This is a genomic window from Campylobacter upsaliensis (assembly GCF_900637395.1).
GTDB lineage: Bacteria > Campylobacterota > Campylobacteria > Campylobacterales > Campylobacteraceae > Campylobacter_D > Campylobacter_D upsaliensis.
Genome location: NZ_LR134372.1, coordinates 1,080,528 through 1,097,577, shown reverse-complemented (window position 1 = coordinate 1,097,577; position 17,050 = coordinate 1,080,528). Strand labels below are relative to the sequence as shown.

Annotated in this window: 14 protein-coding genes; 8 read left to right on the top strand and 6 right to left on the bottom strand. The window is 35.4% G+C overall.

Features of this window, described 5'->3' with window-relative positions; translation table 11 throughout:
- Window positions 1–4: 4 nt before the first annotated feature.
- From EL158_RS05520 to lpxD, 5 genes are all read left to right on the top strand, one after another.
- Window positions 5–838, top strand: a complete 834-nt coding sequence (locus tag EL158_RS05520) for a cysteine ABC transporter substrate-binding protein (RefSeq protein ID WP_027303498.1) — start codon at window positions 5–7, stop codon at window positions 836–838.
- A 50-nt stretch (window positions 839–888) separates the two neighbouring features.
- Window positions 889–1,950 carry a flavodoxin-dependent (E)-4-hydroxy-3-methylbut-2-enyl-diphosphate synthase gene (ispG, locus tag EL158_RS05515; RefSeq protein WP_027303497.1) on the top strand — a complete coding sequence of 354 codons (1,062 nt, stop codon included), beginning with the start codon at window positions 889–891 and terminating at the stop codon, window positions 1,948–1,950.
- 271 nt (window positions 1,951–2,221) lie between these two features.
- A complete protein-coding gene (locus EL158_RS05510; RefSeq protein ID WP_126361527.1) occupies window positions 2,222–4,903 on the top strand; it encodes a hypothetical protein in 2,682 nt (893 codons plus the stop codon).
- Between the two features lie 194 nt (window positions 4,904–5,097).
- Complete coding sequence (locus EL158_RS05505) at window positions 5,098–6,480, top strand: replicative DNA helicase (RefSeq protein ID WP_027304550.1); 1,383 nt, start codon at window positions 5,098–5,100, stop codon at window positions 6,478–6,480.
- Between the two features lie 9 nt (window positions 6,481–6,489).
- Window positions 6,490–7,443: a UDP-3-O-(3-hydroxymyristoyl)glucosamine N-acyltransferase gene (gene lpxD, locus EL158_RS05500; protein ID WP_027304551.1), complete on the top strand. Its 954-nt coding sequence runs from the start codon at window positions 6,490–6,492 to the stop codon at window positions 7,441–7,443.
- Here lpxD and EL158_RS05495 read toward each other — a convergent pair.
- From EL158_RS05495 to EL158_RS05480, 4 genes are read right to left on the bottom strand one after another with little or no spacing between them, the layout of a single operon-like run.
- A complete protein-coding gene (locus tag EL158_RS05495; protein WP_027304552.1) occupies window positions 7,420–8,163 on the bottom strand; it encodes a glycosyltransferase family 25 protein in 744 nt (247 codons plus the stop codon). The genes lpxD and EL158_RS05495 overlap by 24 nt on opposite strands.
- The gene (gene rfaE1, locus EL158_RS05490; protein WP_027304553.1) at window positions 8,160–9,542 is read right to left on the bottom strand and encodes a D-glycero-beta-D-manno-heptose-7-phosphate kinase; all 1,383 of its coding nucleotides are present in this window, start codon (window positions 9,540–9,542) and stop codon (window positions 8,160–8,162) included. The genes EL158_RS05495 and rfaE1 overlap by 4 nt, the downstream gene beginning before the upstream one ends.
- Entirely contained in the window at window positions 9,535–10,482 is a 948-nt protein-coding gene (gene rfaD / locus EL158_RS05485) for an ADP-glyceromanno-heptose 6-epimerase (RefSeq protein WP_027304554.1), read from the bottom strand. The genes rfaE1 and rfaD overlap by 8 nt, the downstream gene beginning before the upstream one ends.
- Window positions 10,473–10,991: a D-glycero-alpha-D-manno-heptose-1,7-bisphosphate 7-phosphatase gene (locus EL158_RS05480; protein ID WP_034956108.1), complete on the bottom strand. Its 519-nt coding sequence runs from the start codon at window positions 10,989–10,991 to the stop codon at window positions 10,473–10,475. The genes rfaD and EL158_RS05480 overlap by 10 nt, the downstream gene beginning before the upstream one ends.
- Window positions 10,992–11,088: 97 nt before the next feature.
- Here EL158_RS05480 and EL158_RS05475 point away from each other — a divergent pair, with 97 nt between their 5' ends.
- Window positions 11,089–11,388, top strand: a complete 300-nt coding sequence (locus EL158_RS05475) for a c-type cytochrome (RefSeq protein ID WP_027304556.1) — start codon at window positions 11,089–11,091, stop codon at window positions 11,386–11,388.
- Here the strand turns inward: EL158_RS05475 and ccoS are convergent, their stop codons facing one another.
- Together ccoS and EL158_RS05465 are read right to left on the bottom strand one after the other, a co-directional pair.
- Window positions 11,389–11,601: a cbb3-type cytochrome oxidase assembly protein CcoS gene (gene ccoS / locus EL158_RS05470; RefSeq protein ID WP_027304557.1), complete on the bottom strand. Its 213-nt coding sequence runs from the start codon at window positions 11,599–11,601 to the stop codon at window positions 11,389–11,391. It lies immediately after the preceding gene.
- On the bottom strand, window positions 11,598–13,952 hold the full coding sequence (locus EL158_RS05465) for a heavy metal translocating P-type ATPase (protein ID WP_027304558.1): 2,355 nt from the start codon (window positions 13,950–13,952) through the stop codon (window positions 11,598–11,600). Before EL158_RS05465 ends, ccoS begins: the two co-directional genes overlap by 4 nt.
- 105 nt (window positions 13,953–14,057) lie before the next feature.
- Here EL158_RS05465 and rho point away from each other — a divergent pair, with 105 nt between their 5' ends.
- Window positions 14,058–15,353, top strand: coding sequence for a transcription termination factor Rho (rho, locus tag EL158_RS05460; RefSeq protein ID WP_027304559.1), 1,296 nt, complete (start codon window positions 14,058–14,060; stop codon window positions 15,351–15,353).
- A 3-nt stretch (window positions 15,354–15,356) separates the two neighbouring features.
- Complete coding sequence (locus tag EL158_RS05455) at window positions 15,357–16,874, top strand: DNA polymerase III subunit gamma/tau (protein ID WP_027304560.1); 1,518 nt, start codon at window positions 15,357–15,359, stop codon at window positions 16,872–16,874.
- The last annotated feature ends 176 nt before the right edge of the window (window positions 16,875–17,050 follow it).

Sequence of the window (17,050 nt, the reverse complement as noted above, 5' to 3'; positions counted from 1 at the left end):
AAAGATGAAAAAAATTCTTTTAAGTATTTTTACAGCTTTTATTGCGGTGTTTTTAGCCGCTTGTGGTAGTAGTGAGAGTGGAGTAAATTCCATTGAGAGAATTAAAAATGCAGGAGTAGTTAAAATCGGCGTTTTTGGCGATAAGCCTCCTTTTGGCTATGTTGATGAAAAAGGTGCAAATCAAGGCTATGACATCATTTTAGCTAAACGCATAGCTAAGGAGCTTTTGGGCGATGAAAATAAGGTAGAATTTGTGCTTGTCGAAGCGGCAAATCGTGTTGAGTTTTTAAAGTCTAACAAGGTCGATATTATCCTAGCAAATTTTACTCAAACTCCAGAAAGAGCGGAGCAGGTCGATTTTGCTCTACCTTATATGAAAGTAGCTTTAGGCGTAGCAGTGCCTAAAAATAGTGAAATTAAAAGTGTGGAGGATTTAAAGGATAAAACTTTAATTTTAAATAAAGGCACAACAGCAGATGCGTATTTTACAAAAAACCACGCCGATATTAAAACTTTGAAATTCGACCAAAATACTGAAACATTTGCAGCCTTAATGGATAAAAGAGGCGATGCTTTAGCACACGATAATACTTTGCTTTTTGCTTGGGTTAAAGAAAGACCTGATTATAAGGTTGTGATTAAGGAGCTTGGAAATCAAGATGTTATCGCTCCAGCAGTTAAAAAAGGTGATAAAGAATTGAAAGAATTTATCGATAATTTAATCATTTCTTTAGCCGCAGAGCAGTTTTTCCATAAAGCTTATGATGAAAGCTTAAAGGCACATTTTGGAGCAGATATTAAAGCTGATGATGTCGTCATTGAGGGTGGAAAGCTTTAAATTTAAGGGCAATTTGCTTAAATTGCCCAATAATGGCGAAAAGAGTTTCTATGCAAAGATTTAAAACAAGACAAATTAAAGTCGGTAAAGTGGCTATCGGTGGGGACGCACCTATTTCGGTGCAATCTATGCTTTTTACAAAAACAAGAGACATTGAGGGCTGTTTGGAGCAGCTTAACCGTCTTTATTTTGCGGGAGCGGATATTGTCCGCCTTGCTTGTTTGGATATGGCAGATGCTAGAGCCTTAAAAGAAATTAAAGCAAAAAGCCCCCTACCTTTAATCGTAGATATTCATTTTAATTACAAACTTGCTCTTTTTTGTGCGGAATTTATAGACGGAGTGCGGATTAATCCGGGTAATATAGGCTCTAAAGATAATGTCAAAGAAGTAGTAAAAGCGTGTAAAGAACGGCAAATTCCCATAAGAATAGGCATTAATCACGGCTCGATAGAAAAGCAATTTAGCGATAAATTTGGCTATGGAGTTGATGCTATGCTTGAGAGTGCGAAGTATAATATAAGACTTTTGGAGGATTTGGACTTTACAGATATTAAAATTTCTATGAAAACTTCTCACACGCAAACGACCATTGAGGCTTATGAGAGATTGCGTCCGCTTTGCGATTATCCTTTTCATTTAGGCGTAACGGAAGCTGGGACGAAATTTCACAGCACTATTAAAAGCTCTATTGCTTTAGGTTCTTTGCTTTTAAAGGGCATAGGCGACACGATGAGGGTTTCTATGACTGGGGAGCTTGAGGAAGAAATTCGCGTAGCAAGGGCTATTTTACAAGATAGCGGTGTGCAAAAAAGCGGGGTAAATATCATATCCTGTCCTACTTGTGGGCGTATCCAAAGCGACTTGCTTTCTGCGATTAAGCTTGTAGAAGAGAAAACTAAGCATATTAAAACCCCTTTGAATATCAGCGTTATGGGCTGCGTGGTCAATGCTCTTGGCGAGGCAAAAGGTGCTGATGTCGCCATAGCCTTTGGTAAGGGTCAAGGACTAGTGATAAGAGCTGGCGAAGTGGTGGCAAAACTTAAAGAAGATAAGCTTGTAGAACGCTTTTTGGAGGAAGTTGAGGACGAAGTGAGACTAAGAGGGGAATAAAACTTACTTGAAATTGCTATAAAACCATAAATACTCCCCCCCCCCCCACCCTTTTTTTGCTTCTAAAAAGCCAAAATCTAGCCCTTAAACTCTCAACTAAAAGACCTCATACACTATCATAAGCCTACAATACCCCTTAGCCTTTCCCAAAACTCCTATTTTCTAGGCTTTTACAAAAAAAAAAAAAACGATTTTTCGAATTTCTCTTTACTTTTTGTTAATTTTTCCTTATAATTACGATTATTTTTATCTCATTTATGAAAGGTTTAATATGCAAAAATTTCAACCAAACTCACACACGGGGGGGGGGGGGGAGTATGACTTAAAAAAGCCTCTTTTATCTTTAGCCTGCATTTTTGCTTTAGCTTGTGCTACTAACCTACAAGCAGATGCAGAGGTTACAGAACCGGAAAATCCACAAAGCAATTTTTTAAAATCACATTATAGTTATCAAAGTGAAAGTCGAGAGAGAGAATACAGTCAAAGAATTAATCCAAGAGATTCGATAGGTTGCTCCTATTCAATCTGTAAATATGACCAAGAATACACAAAGGTTAATTTTGCCGAAAATTCTAGCGCTTTGAATTGGAATTATAGGACAACCGATTGGAATAAGCTTACAATAGAAAGTATTGGTTCTATCAAATGGCAAAATTTTGGACTTCATACCGTAAATATCAAAGAAGCTAATATGAAGGGTAATACACAAATCGAATTTCAAATTAAAACAGGCTCTAACTCTATCACTACTCTCAATCATAATGCCAAAAGAATAAATTTTAAAATCAATGGTGGAAGTGGCGGCACCCTAACCATCACCACCCTCAACCAAGACTCCACAAATGGTGACACTCAGCTTTTTAACGGCGTAAGCATACAAACGGTTAATCTTACAGCAGGTAAATTTTATCAATACGCAGGCACAATCAATACGCTTCATATAAAAAATGGCACGGAATTCCGTCAAGGCTTAAAAGATAACGGAACGATAAATAGTGACGGAGACGGAGGCACCATTACCAATCTTACCATTGATAATGGCACCTTTACCAAAGCTAAAGGAAGTGTAACTGGCACTATCACTAATACCAATGGTAATATTGCTAATATGGCAAATTCCTCTATCAACACTATCACTAGCACAAATGGTAACATCACCAACGCAGGAACTATCACTTCCCTAACCTACAAAGCAGCCCCTACTACAAAAGCTATCCAAACAAAGGCTAGCACAGATAGTATTACTAACACAGGCACTATTACCACCTTTACAAATGATGGAGGAAATCTAACAAACACAGGCTCTATCCAAACCTACACTCAAGAAAGTGGAAACACAATGCAAAGTGGAGGCACTATACAAACTCTTACTCAAAAAGGAGGAAACTTTACTTATCAAGGTGGAACGATAGGCTCTTTAAAACAAGAAGGCGGAAGCTTTAATAACCTTCAACAAAACATTAGCCTCTTTACCACTCAAGGTGGCTCCCTAAACAACATACAAGGCACTATTGAAAATCTTAAAATTACTTCAGGTGATTTTGAACTAAATAATATGCAGCAAGGTAGAATTGCTAATATAGAAATAGGTGGAAATGGTAAGATTAATATTAATGATAATATGAATATAGGCTATAATAATGGAATTTCTACCTTTAGAATAGCAAATGGTGCTGCTCCTACTTTAAATTTTGGTGAAGTAAGAACAGCCACCACAGCACAAGAAACCTATGCAACTGTTAAGCTTGTAGATAGCACAAGTAATGCTAATACCACTCAAGCAAGAGTAGCCATAGATAAACTTACCATAGCCTTAGTGAGTGAGGATACACAAATTGGTAAAAGTGTTTCTTTAGCTAATTCAGTATCAGGTGCTGCTAATACTGGAGTTGGAAATGTTTATGTTAAAAGTGCAGACTTTTCACAAGATCTTAAACAAAGTGGCTTTTATGGGAAATTTAATGCACAAACTCAAACCATAGACACCCGTTTTAATGCTAATCTTGGTGCGGCAGGTTTATTCTCTCAAGCCTTTATCAATCAATTAGGGCGTCGTTCTTTATTATTTGATTCTTTCTTAAATGAAGCAAGTCGTGCTTCTTTAAGATATAAAAGAACCCAACCTGATACAAATTTTGATATCTTTGTGCGTCCTTATTATTCTAAGATTAAAACAGACTTAGCAGATATACCAGAAAAAGCAGATGGAACAAGCTCTGGTATCTTAGCAGGAGGACATACATATTTTGATAATAGCTTATTAATGCTTTATGGAGCAGTAGAGAAAAATAAGACTCATTTAGCTGATGATGTCTTTAATTTTGATAGTGATACTTTCTTACTTGGTTCAAAATATAGCATAGAACTAGCTCAAAGTCATATAGGACAACTTTTTGGTGGAGTGGATATAAGAGGCTCTTATACTAAAGCAGATCTTGAAAGAGAACCAGTAAGTGGTTTTAAATCTCAAGGAGATGCAAAAAACTATGCTTATGATGCTAGAGTATTTTTAGCTTCTATTATTTATTATAACTTACAAGATCATAGCCAATATCTCACTCCTCAAATAGGCATAGGTCATACAGGAGCTAAGTTAAAAGGCTTTGATATGAAAGGGAATAAATTAGCCTATAAAGAAAGCTTAGATGATATGACTTATGGTATCACTTATGCAACAGCAAGTTTGAATTGGTTTAAAAGAAAAGATAATGTTGCTATTCAGCTTGATGGAGGTGTAAGGGTCAATCTTAATAATGAAATAGATACCCAAACTAGAATCAATGGTCAAAACTTTACCAATCATTTTGAAACATCAAAATACTATTCACAATTAGGGGGAGCTTTTATGTGGATAAATCCTTATGGAGTAGATGTAAGCTTAGGCTATAAATTCCTCTTTGGAGAAAGTGCAACATCACATACTGCTAGTTTAAGACTGCATAAGACTTTTTAAGACTTTTTAAAGGATATAAGCTAAGGCTTGTGTCCTTATGAGTTTTTATTTGCTTTTTGACTTCTTTTATTTTTATTGACTTTCTTTGCAATAATGAGTGAAAATGATGTGTTGGAGCCATTTTGCATATAAAATTAAAGAACTTTAATTTACATAGTTTTGTTAAAATTTGCTTTTCAAAATGGAGTCAATTGATGAATAATGAAGAGCATTATGATTTAGATTTAGAGCGTATGATATTAAGCTCTTGTTTGTTAGGCGGTGGGGAAGTTTATGCAAATATCGCTGGAGATATTGAAATCAAGGACTTTAGCCTAAAAGCACATCAAGATATTTTTAAAGCCATTGTCTCTTGTGTGAATGCTGGAGAGCCAATTGGGCTTAGTTTTTTGAAAAAATATGGCAAATTAGATGAGCAAATTTTAAATGAAATTATCGCCACCCCCTCGATGATTAATATTAGTGCTTATGCTAAAGAGTTGAGAGAGAAGTCTATCAAAAGACAGCTTTTAAGTTTCGCTCATCTTTTACCAAGTCGCATCAGTGCAAATAGGGCTGTGAGTGAAATTTCTGATGAGCTTAGTAAGGATATTTTTACCATTATTAGCCGTGTTAATTCTGCTGATATTAAAAATGTCAATGAGGTTTTAGGTGAGCTTTTAGAGGAATTTAAAAGGCAGAAAAGTTTGGAAAATAAGCACATCATAGGGCTTGAAAGTGGTTTTAGTGAGCTTGATGATAAAACTAAAGGCTTTAAGGGGGGTGAGCTTATTATCGTTGCGGCTAGACCTGGTATGGGTAAGACAACTCTATGCTTAAATTTTATCGATAATGTTTTAAGGCAAAATAAAGGTGTGGTAATGTTTTCACTTGAAATGCCCGGAATTCAAATTATGCAAAGACTGCTCGCTTCTAAAACTTCTATCCCCTTGCAAAAAATTATTACCGCTGATTTAAATGATGATGAGTGGGATAGGGTGAGTGATGCGTGTAATTATTATGCTAAGACTCAATTTTTTCTTTATGATAGCGGTTATGCTAGCATTACGGATATAAGGGCGATTTTAAGAAGACTTAAGGCTCAAGAAGATGATATTTCTTTGTGTGTGGTCGATTATATAGGGCTTATGATGAGTCATTCAAATTTTAGCGATAGACATTTGCAAGTGAGTGAAATTTCACGGGGACTCAAGCTTTTAGCAAGAGAGCTTGATATGCCTATAATCGCACTTTCTCAGCTTAATCGCTCTTTGGAAAATAGGTCCAATAAACGCCCAATGTTAAGTGATTTGCGTGAAAGTGGAGCCATCGAGCAAGATGCGGATACGATTTTATTTGTTTATCGTGATGAAGTGTATAGGGAACAAGAGGAAAAGGAAAGGGAAAATAAGGCAAAGGCAGAGGGGAAGGAATACCACCCTAAATTTATCCCTAATCCAAGGCAAGAACTTGCCGAGATTATCATCGGTAAAAATAGAAATGGTCCCGTTGGCACAGCTGAAGTGGAATTTCAAAAGGAAAATTCGCGTTTTGTGGATAAGCCAAGCGGTATGATAGAAACAACTTTTAATGGATAAGGATAAAAAATGAAATTAAGAGAGATAGCGGAATTTTTAAGTTTAGAATATGAGGGCGAGGATTTAGAAATCAGTGCGCTTAATTCTTTATTAAGGGCTAGTTTTACGGAGCTAACATATTGTGATGGGGAGAAAAATGCTAAAGATATCCCAAATACAGGTGCTGCGGCTATCATAGTCGCTAAAGAGTATGAAAATTTAGTTCCAAAAGATACTAAGGCTCTCATTTCTCCTAATCCTCATCTTAGCTTTGCTTTTTTAAGTAAAATTTTTGCTAAACCTCTTTTTAGCGAGGTTAAGTCGCAAAATATCGCAAAAAGTGCGAAGATTATGCCTAATGTTTATTTGGGAAATAATATTAACATAGGCGAAAATGTGGTGATTATGGCGGGGGCTTTTGTGGGGGATAATGTCAGTATAGGCGATGAAAGTGTGATTCACCCTAATGTCGTCATTTATAATGACACTAAAATAGGCAAAAAATGCCATTTATTAGCAAATTGCGTGATGGGAAGTGATGGCTTTGGCTATGCGCATAATAAAAATGGAGAGCATTATAAAATTTATCACAATGGTAATGTGATTTTGGAAGATTTTGTCGAAATAGGTGCTTGCACGACTATTGATAGGGCTGTGTTTGGAAGCACGATTATTAAAGCTGGGACTAAGGTGGATAATTTGGTACAAGTGGGGCATAATTGTCAAATTGGGCAAAATTGCATTATAGTCGCTCAAACAGGAATTTCAGGCTCAAGCGAATTGGGGCGTAATGTTGTAATGGGCGGACAAAGTGCAACAAGCGGACATCTTAAAATAGGCGATTTTAGCACCATAGCAGCAAGAGGGGGCGTGAGTAAAAGCTTAGAAGGTGGGCGTGTGTATGGGGGCTTTCCTATAATGCTGCAAAAAGACTGGCTTAAAATGCAGGCTAAAATTGCTTTAAGTTTTAAGGAGAAAGATTAAACGAAGTCTTGCTTTGAGTGTGAGAAGAAAGTGTTTTGCGTTGCGATATAGGCGGTAAAGCTCACGCGTGAATTTGTAGTTGTTCTCTCTCTCTCTCTCTCTCTCTCTTGTAGCGGCTATATCACTTGCTGTGTCAAAATCTTGCAGAAAAAGAGGTTTAAAGATGATGTTTGAAACAGTGCTATAATCCATACTATCATCAATAGGATTGATTAAAATTCGCGTGTGTTTTATGAATTTTTTAGCCGCACTAGGCTTGATGAAATAGCCTCTCGTTCCCGCTACATTTGAAAAAGTGATATTAAAATGATTATTAAGAGCGTAAGAACTCTTTTCTTTTATGTAGTGAATTCTCACATACTCATAAGGACTTTTTAAAATTTTTTCTAAATTGTTTGCGTTAAAAGCCTGAGTAAATTCCACATCGTCCTCAAGCACAAAAATGCTCTCATTAAGCTCTAAGCACTTTTGCCATAATTTATAATGACTTGCAAAACAGCCTTTTTCACCCGAACTTAACTTTCTACCATTGAGATATTTCGTCCAAGTTGGGTGAAATTTGGCAAATTCTTCTCCCCCATCTCCATCAACAGCTTCAAAAAAGATAAATTCTAAGCGATCTTTAAGGGAGGAATTTTCGCTAAAAAGCTTAGAAATTTGCTTCTGCATAGCCTTTTTTCTGTGCGTAGAGCGTAAGAGATTAATGATGAAAATTTTCATTTTCGCATCCTTTCTATAATGCCTGTCGTGCTAAAGCCTTGCCGAAATTCAAGTAATCTCACTTCTTTGACAAGCTCACTCCCCACGACCTCTTTGCCCTCATAATCTGCCCCCTTTACCAAAACATCAGGCTTTAAAGCCTTAATTAACTCAATGGGCGTATCCTCCTCAAATATACACACAAAATCGACAAAATAAAAAGCCCCCAGCATACAAGCCCTTTCGTATGCCTTATTGATAGGGCGTTTTTCTCCTTTTAGTCTTTTGATGCTAGCGTCTGAATTAAGCCCTACGATTAAAATATCGCCTAGTTTTTTCGCCTGCTCTAAATAGCTTAAATGCCCAAAATGCACGATGTCAAAACAGCCATTTGTAAAAACGATTTTTTTATCTTTTAAATTTGAAAGTAGGCTTACAAGTTCATTTTTGCTTTTAATTTTCTTTTCAAAAGTGCTTAAATTTAGACTTTTTATCTCGTCAAAACTCACGCTCACACTGCCTATCTTACTTACAACCACAGCCGCTGCCTCGTTGGCTAATTCACAAGCCTTTAAAATAGGCACTTTACAAGCTAGACAAAAGGCTAAAACAGCAATGACACTATCTCCAGCCCCAGTTACATCATAAACCTCCAAAGCTCTAGCACTGATTAGGTGTAAATCCTCATCAAACAAGGCTATGCCGTCTTCTGAAAGCGTGATGATAGAGTATTTTAAATGAAAGTCATTTTTAAGCTTTTTAATGGCAAGTTTTAGATTTTCCCCCTCTAAATCTTTAAATTTCAAAGCCTCCAAAGCTTCTTTTTTATTGGGCGTTAAGAGAGTGGCGTTTTGATATTTGCTATAATCATTTCCCTTTGGGTCGATTAAAATAGGGATATTAAGCTCATTTGCCCTACAAATAAGAGCTTGACACACTTTTTCACTCAAAACCCCCTTTCCATAATCGCTCAAGATAATTGCCTCAAAATCTTTTGTTATTGTGTTAAAATTTGAGATTAGCTCCTCTTCTAATTCGATTTTAGAGCTATCTTCCTCATCAAGTCTTAAAACTTGTTGATTATGTGCTAAAATGCGGTTTTTAAGAGGAGTTTTGCGTCCTTTTTGTGTGAGAATAACACCTTTTAAATGACGCTTTAAAAACTCTCCGGCTTCATCATCTCCCACGACCCCAAGTGCGAAAACTTGTGCATTAAGATTAGCCAAATTAGCATACACATTTGCCGCTCCGCCCAATCTTTTTTCTTGTTTGAGGGATTTTGCGATTAAAACGGGGGCTTCAGGGCTTATTCTTTCACACGCACTCCAAATGTAATTATCCACCATAAAATCACCCACAACAAGAATTTTAGGGCTTTGTTTGCTTAAATTTTCAAGCATTATATTCCTTTTCAAAAATGCGTTTAATTTCAGGCAAATAGTCTCTAATCCCAGTCTCAAGCTCAAATTCGCCTTTGTAAAAATTCTCGTCTAAATGTGCCTGGGTGTGAAATTGATAGGCTTTTTCATAGGGATTTTTAATCCACTCATAGTCTAAATTTGTGCCAAGTTCTTTTTGTAAAATATCTACAATATCCTTAAAAGTTCTTGCCTTGCCACTGCCTACATTATAAATTCCACTTTTTGTTTCTAAGGCTTTTAAATTTGCATTTACAACATCTTTTATATAGGTAAAATCTCTATAAATTTTTTCACTTCCTTCAAATAAACGCGGATTTTTCCCACTTAAAATTTGTAAGCCAAATTGTAAAATCATCGAGGCGGTTTTGCCTTTAAAAAATTCATTTTTCCCATAAATATTAAAATAGCGTAGCCCCACGATATGAAGCTCGTTAAAATATTTTTGTGCAAGTTTATCCATCATTAATTTTGAAAAAGCGTAAGGGTTTTTAGGCTCTTCATAGCCTACTTTTTGAGGACTTGGCATATCTCCATACACGCTAGCAGAGCTTGCGTAGATAAGCTTAGAGTCGCATTTAATAGCAAGCTTAATGAAGTCCTTAAAGCTATTTAAATTCACGCTTAAAACTTGGGTTTGATTATAGGCTGTGGTGTCCGAAATGGCTGCTTGATGAAAGATTATATCCGGTTTAAACTCACGCATTACATCAAAGCTTTTAGCCTCGCAAATATCACCCACAAAAAGCTCCCCTTTAAATTCAAGTAAATTTTTAAAATGCCCAAAACTCTCCAAATTTCCATTATCAAGTCTTTTATCACTTCGCATTTTATCGATAATTAAAACCTCGTGCTTTTCTTGTAAAGCAAGAGCTAAATTCGAGCCTATAAAGCCTGCTCCTCCTGTGATAATTATACGCATATTTCCCCCTTTTCGATGTCTTTTAAAAGTGCATTTAAATTAGTATAATTTTGATAAAAATCGCCCTTTTGAGTAGAGTTTATGAGATAAAGTTTTTTAAGTCCTGCATTAAATCCTGCTTGCATATCTGTGAGATTATCGCCTATAAAAAAGGAATTTTCTCTATCGATGTCAAATTCTTCATAAGCTTTAAAAAACATACCGGGCTTTGGCTTTCTACACTCACAACCCTCCAAATGCGGACAATGATAAATTTTATTTATTAAAATTCCTTTTTTGGCAAATTCTTCACACATAAAAGCACTTAATGTCGCAAAATCTTTCTCATTATAATAGCCTCTTGCAATGCCTGATTGATTAGTGATGACAAAAATAAGATAATTTTTTTGTGTGAAAATTCGGCAAAGCTTAAAAATCCCCTCGCAAAATTCAAAATCTTCTATCTTGTGAACATATTTTTTGTCGACATTGATTACGCCGTCTCTGTCTAAAAATAAAGCCTTTTTCATAAAATCATTATAATTAAATTTTTTAAATGATTGAGAAATTTAAGAAGTATTAAATTTTTAAGGATATAATAACGAGATTTTGTAAAAAGGAGATAAAATGAAAAAGTTTGTTGCAATTTCAGCTTTAGCCTGTTTGGCTATCTCAGCTTATGCGGCAGATGGTGCTACGCTTTATAAAAAATGTGCAGTTTGCCACGGACCAAAGGCTGATAAGGTGTATCTTAATAAGGTCCCAGCACTTAAAAGCATTTCGACTGCTGAAAGACTTCAATATATGAAGGAATATTCAGAGGGTAAAAGAAATGCTTATGGACAGGGTGCAATTATGAAAATCAACCTTAAAGGTTTAACGGAGGAAGATTTTAAAGCTATTGAAGCTTATATCGAAACTCTATAATTAAGGCTCTTTTTGAGCCTTTTTTGCTAAGGCTTCTTTTTTTCTACGCTCTAATTCTACCGCTTCTTTTAGGCTTTCTTCATCATCATTTAGTGTTGTAAATTTATAATCATCGTCAAATTGCTTATTTTTAACCCCCCAAAGCAAGGTCGCAAGTATGATAAAAAAAACGATGATAGAAACCCCCATCATCATCATAATCACCCAATTCATTTTTTAATCCTTAATGCATTTAAAACGACTATTATACTACTAAAAGACATAGATAAGGCTGCGATGAGAGGATTAATAAGACCTAAAAAGGCTAGAGGTAGGCTTAAAGCATTGTAAAAAAGTGAAAAGGCTAAATTTTGCTTGATAATTTTAAAGGTAAATTGAGAAAGCTCGAAGGCTGTTTGTAAGGATTTTAAATCATTTTTTAAAAGCAAAATGTCACTATTTTCAATCGCCAAATCACTCCCCTCTCTTAAAGTAATAGCCACCGCAGCAAATTTTAAAGCCAAAGCGTCATTAATCCCATCACCCACAAACAAAACTTTATGGCGTTGTGAAAGCTTTTCTAATTCTCTCATTTTATCTTCTGGCAAACACGAAGCTTTATAGTTTGAAATTCCAAGTTGTTTGGCTATTTTTTGCACGCTAAATTCATTATCTCCACTTAAAATCATCACTTGTTTTTTTTCTTTTTGTAAATATGTGATTAAGTCTTTAGCCCCTTCTCTTAAAATGCTTTCTAGCTCAAAAAAGGCTAAAATTTCATTATTTTTAGCAAAGAAAAAATGTGAATTTTCTATTTTTTTTTCTATTTTGATGTGATTTTCTCTTAGAAAAACTTCATTGCCCCCTAAAAAAAGCTTTCCATTTAAATTCGCTTTTAATCCTCTAGCACTGATATTTTGAAGCTCTTTGAAATCTAAATTGAGCTTTTTAGCACCCCTTTGCTTTAAAAACTCTCCAACGCTTTTTGCTATGGGGTGTTTTGAAAGACTTAAAAAGGTATAAAGCTCATTAGGATCAAGTTTTTCGCTAAGGTAAAATTGCTCGACTTGAAGTTCCGCCTTTGTCAAAATGCCCGTTTTATCAAAAACGGCAAAATCGCACTTGCTTAAATTCTCAATCACACTAGAATCTTTAAAAAGAATATGATGTCTAAAAGCCTTGCTTAAAGCGATTAAATTACTCACAGGAGTTGCAAGGGCTAGGGCACAAGGACAGGCGATGATTAAAACAGAAATGGCGTTAATAAGCGATTTTTCCACGCTCTCATTGAGATAAAAAAACCAAAAGCAAAAACAAAGCAAAGCTAGAGTTAAAATCGTCCTTGAAAAATAGCCGCTAATTTGACTTACAAGATTAGCCAATTTTGTCTTTTTAGAGCCTGCAAATTCTAAAAGTTTGATGATTTTAGAGAGTGTAGAGTCTTTGTAAAGTTTGGTGGCTTTGTATTCTATATTTCCATCTATTAAAACACAAGCTGATTGTAATACATCTCCTTTTTGGACAAATTGTGGAGCGTTTTCTCCATTTAAAGAGGAGCGATCGATACTGCCCTCACCCTTTACGCAAATTCCATCGATTAAAATTTTATCTCCAGCTCTTAGCAAGATGATGTCGCCCAATTCTACTTTTTGCACTTCTTTTGGCTTAAATTCATTTCCATTAAAGACTAAAATTTCATTTTGTAAAAAGTCATTTAAGCCATCTATGGTGTCAAGGGCGCGTTTTTTGCTAAAAACTTCCAAATATTTACCCACAAAAACAAAGCAAATAATCATAGCCACAGAGTCAAAATAGACTTCCCCAACTCTAAAAAACATCGCCCATAAAGAATAAATATAAGCCAAACTCGCCCCGCTAATGACAAGAGTGTCCATATTTAAATTCTTGTATTTTAAGGCTTTAAAAGCATTTTTATAAAAACTTGAACCTGTGTAAAAAAGCACAGGAGTGGCTAGTACAAATTCGAAGAAATTTAAAATATCCTTAATGTCTCTTTCCATACCACTAAAAAAGCCTGCATATTTTGCCACGGCAATCCACATTATATTCATCACGCAAGCAATGGCAACTATCATTTTAGAGTAAAATTCGCGTTTTAATCTTTCTGCCTTTTTTTCGTTTTTGCTCACATCATAAGCACTTGCTTTATAGCCTATGCTTTCAATGAGGGTTAAAATTTCTTTAAGGCTTATTTCTTTTTGGTTAAATACAATTCTAGCTTTATGGTTAAGATGATTAATTTCAAGTTCTAAAATGCCTTTTTGACGGATTAAAATTTTTTCATTGAGCCAGATACAAGCGGCACATTCTATGCCGTGTATGAGAAGATGAATTTCGCTAAAGCCGTCTTGACTCATATGGATAAATTCATCATAATTTTTAAATTCTTTGCTTAAATTAACAGGCTTTAGACTTTGATTACCAAGTCTTTGATAAAACTCATCAAGTCCATTATCTTGCAAGATTTCATACACGCTTTCGCAGCCCTTACAGCAAAAAAATAAGCCATTTTTTTCACGCATTTGTTCTTGTTTGAAATTTAATTTACAATGTTCGCACTTCATTTTTTGACTTTGAATTTTTTTGTAAGTATAAACTAAATTTGACAAAAATAAGAATTTTTTACTAAAATCACATTTTTGATTACTGCTATATCTTACAGAGGACTTATGGAAAAAGAAAAAAAACATCAAAGAACGCATGTTCCCGTTGAGGGCTATAAAATAGAAGATTTAAAGCTACTTGACTTAGAAAATTTAGTTAAAATCGCAAATGAGTGCGAGATAGAAAATCCTAGAGAATTTCGCAGACAAGAATTAATTTTTGAAATTTTAAAAGCACAAACTAAAAAAGGTGGCTTTATCCTTTTCACGGGGATTTTAGAGCTTAGTCCCGAAGGGTATGGCTTTTTAAGGGGAATGGATGCTAATTTAAGCGATAGTGTAAATGATGCTTATGTTTCAAATTCGCAAATTCGCAAATTTGCTTTAAGGATAGGCGATATCGTTACTGGGCAGGTTAGAGAGCCAAAGGACCAAGAGAAATATTATGCACTTTTAAAAATCGAAGCGATTAATTACCTTCCTTTAAAAGAGGCGAAAGAAAGACCTCTTTTTGATAATCTTACTCCCATTTTTCCCACAGAAAAAATTAGGCTTGAATACGATGCGATGAAACTCACGGGTAGGGTGCTAGATCTTTTCACTCCCATAGGTAAGGGGCAAAGAGGTCTCATAGTCGCACCGCCTCGCACGGGTAAAACAGAACTGATGAAGGAATTAGCCACAGCCATAGCTAAAAATCACCCAGAAATGCATTTAATCGTGCTTTTAGTCGATGAAAGACCTGAAGAAGTTACTGATATGCAACGATGTGTTAAGGGTGAGGTATTTAGCTCGACTTTTGATTTACCTGCTTATAACCATGTGCGTGTGGCTGAGCTTGTTATAGAAAAAGCAAAAAGAATGGTAGAAATGGGTAAAGATGTCATCATCTTGCTAGATAGCATCACGCGTCTTGCAAGAGCTTATAATACTGCGACTCCAAGCTCTGGCAAGGTTTTAAGCGGGGGTGTGGATGCAAATGCTTTGCATAAGCCAAAACGCTTTTTTGGAGCAGCTAGAAATATAGAAAATGGCGGCTCTTTAACCATCATCGCCACCGCTCTTATCGACACAGGATCAAGAATGGACGAGGTGATTTTCGAAGAATTTAAAGGCACTGGAAATAGCGAAATCGTGCTAGATAGAAATATTTCCGATCGCCGCATTTATCCGGCTATTAATATCATCAAATCAGGCACAAGAAAAGAAGAGCTTTTGCAAGGAGTTACAAATCTGCAAAAAATTTGGGCGATTCGCTCTGCTATTTCACAAATGGACGATGTGGAAGCGCTTAAATTTTTATATTCTAAAATGCTTAAAACAAAAGACAATACCGAGCTTTTATCTATAATGAATGAGTAGAATATGCTTCAAGCCTTAGCGATTAAATACCGCCCTAAAACCTTCGATGAATTAATTGGACAAAAAGCTGTTAGTGCGAGTTTAAGATACGCCCTAAATTCCAAACGCCTTGCTCACGCCTATCTTTTTTCAGGGCTTCGTGGTAGCGGGAAAACTTCAAGTGCTAGAATTTTCTCTCGTGCCCTTGTGTGCGATGAAGGACCAAATGCCACACCTTGCGGCACTTGTAAGCAGTGTATCGCCGCACTTGAAGGTAAGCACATCGACATTATAGAAATGGATGCAGCGAGCAATAGGGGGCTTGAAGATATACAAAGCCTTATAGAACAGACAAAATACGCTCCCTCAATGGCGCGTTTTAAAATTTTCATCATTGATGAGGTGCATATGCTCACCCCACAAGCAGCAAATGCCCTGCTTAAGACCCTTGAAGAGCCACCAAGCTATGTGAAATTTATACTTGCTACGACCGACCCCTTAAAGCTTCCAGCGACCGTTCTTTCGCGAACTCAACATTTTCGCTTTAAGCAAATTGCTCAAAGTGAAATTTTGACACATCTTAAAGATATCTTAAATAAAGAAGGTGTGAAATTTGAAGAAGAGGCTTTAAAATTTATAGCAAGAAGTGGAAGTGGCTCTTTACGCGATACTCTTACGCTTTTAGACCAAGCCATTATTTTTAGTGAAAATCATATTAGCACTGCTAAAATTACAGAGATGCTAGGCTTTTTAGACCCGTCCAAAATTAAGGAATTTTACCACGCTATTTTACATAAAGACAGAGAAAGGGTGTTTGAATTTTTAGAAGAGCTTCAAGATTATGAAGCAAGTAGTGTGATAGATGAAATGCTTTTTTATCTCAAAGAAAGTTTTTTTGCAAGAAGCGAGGAATTTTCAACTCTGATTTACGAAAGATTTTTTAGGATACTTTCAAGAGCTAAGAATTTGCTTTGTGACGATGATGGATTTACGCTTTGCGTGATGGCTTTTATGATGATGGAGGCAAGCTATCTTAAGGAAATCGATATGCAAATTAGCGATCTTCAAAGTCAAATTAAAGAGCCTTTAGAGCAAAGTAAAGCAAAAGAAAATATTAAAATAGAAAAGGCGATAAAGTCTCAAACAAATCAAAACGCTTATGAGCTTTTGCTTGAAAAAATTTATGATAGAGATTATGAGCTTGCTGAATGTTTTAAGAAAAGCACGAAATTTATAGCTTATGAAAACGAGGTTTTAATTATTAGCTCTAATGCACAGGGGCAAAATCGCACTTTGTTAAATCAAGGCTTTAAATTAATTCAAGAATTACTAAGAGAAAATTTTGGCACAAATGCTAAGATAGAAGTGAGAAAAGAAGTTGTTATAGACGAAAGTAAATTGCAAAGTCTTAAGCAAAATATTAGTGAAAATGATTTAAATTCGCAATTTGATGAATTGCGTAAAAATGCTAAAAAAGCAGACTCTCAAGGTGAAACTAAAGAAGCCTTAAGGCAATGTTTTGGCGATCCTCAAGTGGAGTAAAAATTGATTTTATAATCTTGCAAAATATTACTTTTTGTAACTTTTTCTAAGAATTAAAAATTTTATTAACTCTCAAATTCTACAAATAAATATTACTAAAAGTAACTTTTACCTTAAATTTTCTTTAAAAATATTTCTTTGCCTATATTTATTAATAAGGCTATTTTAATCTTATT

Coding starts and splice junctions, on each gene's coding strand:
- EL158_RS05480 (WP_034956108.1), bottom strand. CDS start 10,991: ATGAAAAAGGCTTTATTTTTAGACAGAGACGGCGTAATCAATGTCGAC.
- EL158_RS05520 (WP_027303498.1), top strand. CDS start 5: ATGAAAAAAATTCTTTTAAGTATTTTTACAGCTTTTATTGCGGTGTTT.
- rfaE1 (WP_027304553.1), bottom strand. CDS start 9,542: ATGCTTGAAAATTTAAGCAAACAAAGCCCTAAAATTCTTGTTGTGGGT.
- rfaD (WP_027304554.1), bottom strand. CDS start 10,482: ATGCGTATAATTATCACAGGAGGAGCAGGCTTTATAGGCTCGAATTTA.
- ispG (WP_027303497.1), top strand. CDS start 889: ATGCAAAGATTTAAAACAAGACAAATTAAAGTCGGTAAAGTGGCTATC.
- EL158_RS05455 (WP_027304560.1), top strand. CDS start 15,357: ATGCTTCAAGCCTTAGCGATTAAATACCGCCCTAAAACCTTCGATGAA.
- rho (WP_027304559.1), top strand. CDS start 14,058: ATGGAAAAAGAAAAAAAACATCAAAGAACGCATGTTCCCGTTGAGGGC.
- lpxD (WP_027304551.1), top strand. CDS start 6,490: ATGAAATTAAGAGAGATAGCGGAATTTTTAAGTTTAGAATATGAGGGC.
- EL158_RS05475 (WP_027304556.1), top strand. CDS start 11,089: ATGAAAAAGTTTGTTGCAATTTCAGCTTTAGCCTGTTTGGCTATCTCA.
- EL158_RS05495 (WP_027304552.1), bottom strand. CDS start 8,163: ATGAAAATTTTCATCATTAATCTCTTACGCTCTACGCACAGAAAAAAG.
- EL158_RS05505 (WP_027304550.1), top strand. CDS start 5,098: ATGAATAATGAAGAGCATTATGATTTAGATTTAGAGCGTATGATATTA.
- ccoS (WP_027304557.1), bottom strand. CDS start 11,601: ATGAATTGGGTGATTATGATGATGATGGGGGTTTCTATCATCGTTTTT.
- EL158_RS05510 (WP_126361527.1), top strand. CDS start 2,222: ATGCAAAAATTTCAACCAAACTCACACACGGGGGGGGGGGGGGAGTAT.
- EL158_RS05465 (WP_027304558.1), bottom strand. CDS start 13,952: ATGAAGTGCGAACATTGTAAATTAAATTTCAAACAAGAACAAATGCGT.